Annotated in this window: 2 protein-coding genes; both read left to right on the top strand. The window is 43.8% G+C overall.

Translation table 11 applies throughout. The features are described 5' to 3' along the window. Positions 1 to 303: 303 nt before the first annotated feature. On the top strand, positions 304 to 1,245 hold the full coding sequence (locus PX482_RS07855) for a glycosyltransferase family 2 protein (RefSeq protein ID WP_002758132.1): 942 nt from the start codon (positions 304 to 306) through the stop codon (positions 1,243 to 1,245). A 289-nt stretch (positions 1,246 to 1,534) separates the two neighbouring features. Then, the gene (locus PX482_RS07860; RefSeq protein ID WP_002758131.1) at positions 1,535 to 2,944 is read left to right on the top strand and encodes a GumC domain-containing protein; all 1,410 of its coding nucleotides are present in this window, start codon (positions 1,535 to 1,537) and stop codon (positions 2,942 to 2,944) included. Positions 2,945 to 3,661: the final 717 nt, after the last annotated feature.

A 3,661-nucleotide genomic window follows, 5' to 3' on the forward strand; every position in this document is an offset into this window, starting at 1 on the left:
GACAAGGAAATAATAATTCCCATTATTATTCTACTAATGACAGTAGCCTAGTTACTCAGGAGCCGGATACGGCGAAAGTCGTAAGTCCGGTTTTGAAGCAGGGGGTGGGAAGGCGACTTCCTGCTCTACTGTAACGGGTGTAGGGTGTGGGGTGTGGTGTGTGGGGAGATGGGGAGAATAAATAAAAATAGTCTCCTCAATCCTGTCTCCTCAATCCTGAATGAAGATTGTTGATTTTTGCAGGAGGTCTAATCAAGGAACCGAGGTTATTTGGTAAGCTAAAACGGTAATCTTGACCCCCGAATGCCCGTGCTGATCAGTGTTGTCATCCCTACCTACAATCGCCAAGCAATTTTAAAAAAATGTTTACTAGCCCTAGAAAATCAGCGTTTAACCGATAATAAGGTGGAAAACTACGAAATAGTCCTTGTCGATGATGGCTCTACCGATGCGACGATCGCTTGGCTAGAAAGTCACAAAGGCAATTTACCCCATCTGCAACTGTGGCAACAGGATCACGGCGGACCGGCGCTCGCTAGGAATCTGGGGGTAGAAAAAGCTCGTGGTGATACGATTATTTTTATCGATAGCGATCTGGTAGTGACAGAAAATTTTCTCCAAGCCCATGCCGACGCTTTAACCGCCGGGGCAGCAAGTCTCGGCAGCGATCGCTTATTTACCTACGGCAGTGTCATTAATACCTGTAACTTCGAGCATCCCACCAGTGAACCCTATAAAATCACCGATTTCTCCGCCGCCTATTTTGCCACGGGCAACGTGGCGATCGCTAAAAAATGGTTATTAGCGGCGGGATTATTTGATACCCAGTTTCAACTCTACGGTTGGGAAGATTTGGAATTAGGGGTGAGATTGAAGCAATTAGGACTAAAATTAATTAAATGTCCTGAAGCCGTCGGTTATCATTGGCATCCCCCCTTTAATCTCGCTCAAATTCCCAATCTCATCGATAAGGAAATTCAACGAGGACGAATGGGAGTGCTTTTTTATCAAAAACATCCCACCTGGGAAGTGCGGATGATGATTCAAATGACTTGGATTCATCGACTGTTGTGGGGTTTACTTTCCCTAGGGGGAACCCTGAATGAACGCAGCCTCTCCCCTCTGTTACAATGGTTGATCGATCGAGGTAAACCGCAATTAGCCCTAGAAATTGCCCGCATTTTTCTCAATTGGTACAATGTGCGCGGCGTTTATCAAGCTTATCGGGAAATGCAGCTTCAGTGAAATGTCTTGGCGAACACCGATGAAAGCGTTTCTCACAAAGACGAGGTGTCACTAACCCCGCCCTAAAACCAGAGACTTTGTACCTCACCATCGAGATAACTGCCCTAAGGGTGAACATTTGCCGATAAAAAACTGAATATTTGCTTTCTTTTTCTGATAATTGCTGCCACAATCAAAAGCAATCAGCATAAAGAGCGGCGGAAAACACTGACCACATTTGCCCCTTGTGAATTATCCTCTGAGATTGGGCATATTATAAAGTAAATTTTCCTAGAGGAGGAATCCCATAATGAATATCTTCGATATTTTAATCGGTTTTGTCGGTGGAGGTGCGATCGGGGGTGGGGCTTTATATGCCCTGCAAGAGGGAAAAATCAGGGAAGAACGGCAAAAATATGCGAAAATTCGGGCGGATTTAGGTAAAGCCGAAGAGGAGTTAAAAGACAGCAAAGGACAGTTAAAACCACTCGCTCTCTCCGAAGAACGGATTCGCAATATCGAAGCCACCTATAGAGAAGAAGTGGCTAAATTGCAAAAAGAGTTAGAAGATAGCCAAGGACGTTTGCAAGAGATAGCCAGCGCAACTCCCGCTCAAGCAGTGGAAGTCGCCGATAAAACCCAAATTCAGCAACTTGAACAGGAATACGAGGCTAAAATCGAGGAATTGCGCCAAAGCTACCAAAGTCAAATACAAGAGATTATAGACGGGAAGCAAGGGGAAATAGAGGCTCTGCGTCAAAGTCAACAGGCGCAGATTCTAGAATTAGAAAAGGGCTATCAGTGGCAAATTCAACAACTAGAACAGAGTTATCAAAGCCAACTGTTAGGACTAGAAAATGCCCGCCAAGCAGTAGTGGATGATCGAACCACTGAAATCGTCGAACCCTGGGATGATTTTCCCGATAGCCCCAGGGACGAAGAAATAAATCCTTTTGATGGTTTTATCACCGAAGAAACCCTAGTATTGGAACCAGAATTTGCCCCTGAAACGCCCCTAGAAACGCCTGGTTCCGAATCAGAATTCAGCAGTGAGATGAATCCTTTTGATGGTTTTATCACCGAAGAAACCCTAGTATTGGAACCAGAATTTGCCCCCGAAATGCCCCTAGAAACCTCCGTTTTCGAGGAGACATTTGACGGTTTAAACAGCCCAGAAGAAACCTTAGTTTCTCCAGAAATGACTGAGAGCGAAGATTTTCCCGTCATGGCAGAACCAGCAATCTCTGACTGGGAGATGTCCGCTGCTGAGATAGAATTTCTCAACAGTTTAACATTAGAGGAAGAAACGAGAACTATCGGTAGCCTAGAAGAATTATCGGGTAATTACGGTCAGATTCAAGAAACCGTTAGCAGTGACCCCAGTTTCTCTGATTTATTAGCCCCCGACACCGAAAAATTCGCTGATAACCAAAATTTTCTAGATGACTTATTTGCTGATACCGCTGACAGCAATAACCCCGAATTATTCGATTATTTTGCGGAAGAAACCCCCACAGTTGCATCTAACCGCCAAAAAGTTGCTTCTGTTGCGAGTGACCAAGAAGAACTAGATTTCTTCAGTATGTTGGATAATGAAGAAATGGCTAATCTAGAATCCTTACCTTCTGACGAAGAACTGCCCCTTGATGATCTATTTAGCGATGATTTATTCTCGGATGGGGACAATAGCAAAACCACGAGGCTAGAATCTCATCAGTAGGCAGATTGCCCGCCATCAAGGCAGAAGACAGAATTTCTTCCCCACCCGATTTCTGGCTTCTGACTTTCTTAACTGCGCCACCAGATGGGCGTTTTCCCCCTGTCCCCCGATTCCCTTACCATAACGTGGAAAAAAAATCTACATCAAAAGTAGTGGACATTCATAAAAAAAACAAATATGATGTGGGAGGGTACGTTGTACCCTTTTGACTGTACCTAGCCTTTTAAGGAGATTTTCCCGTGAAACTCACTATCAAAACCCTTGTTTTGTCCACTGCCACTTTCGGCTTAATGTGGGGTTAACCACAGAAACCAAAAACCTACCTAAAGCTTTTTAAAGTTACTCATTTCTGTAGCTATACAACTAAAATAAGTAACTTTGGCCACCGATAGATTTTAAGAACGTTATCAGGTATAATCAAGAGATGAAGCTAGTTGAACGTCATATTATCAGTCAAAACCATCCCTTATGGTCAGAAATAGACCATTATGCCTTCTTGTCAAAAAATTTGTTCAATCTAGCTAACGCTCTTCTGGAACTTTCGGAAATCCCCGACGGAATCCAGATTCTGAAACCCTTGGTTGACAAGTGATCGCTAACTTTTTTTCTAATAAAAACTCAAATTTCGGGTTTCTGTTAGTTAGCGATAGCTTGAAGGCTTACCCCATAAGAGAGCTAGAGTTTAGAGACTGTAAGACTTTTGCCAGACTCCCTCCA

It is taken from the genome of Microcystis sp. M53602_WE12 (assembly GCF_030065455.1).
Classification (GTDB): Bacteria; Cyanobacteriota; Cyanobacteriia; order Cyanobacteriales; family Microcystaceae; genus Microcystis; species Microcystis aeruginosa.

Bases quoted from the DNA above. Each gene is read 5' to 3' on its own strand.
- PX482_RS07860 (WP_002758131.1), top strand. From the start codon at position 1,535: ATGAATATCTTCGATATTTTAATCGGTTTTGTCGGTGGAGGTGCGATC.
- PX482_RS07855 (WP_002758132.1), top strand. From the start codon at position 304: ATGCCCGTGCTGATCAGTGTTGTCATCCCTACCTACAATCGCCAAGCA.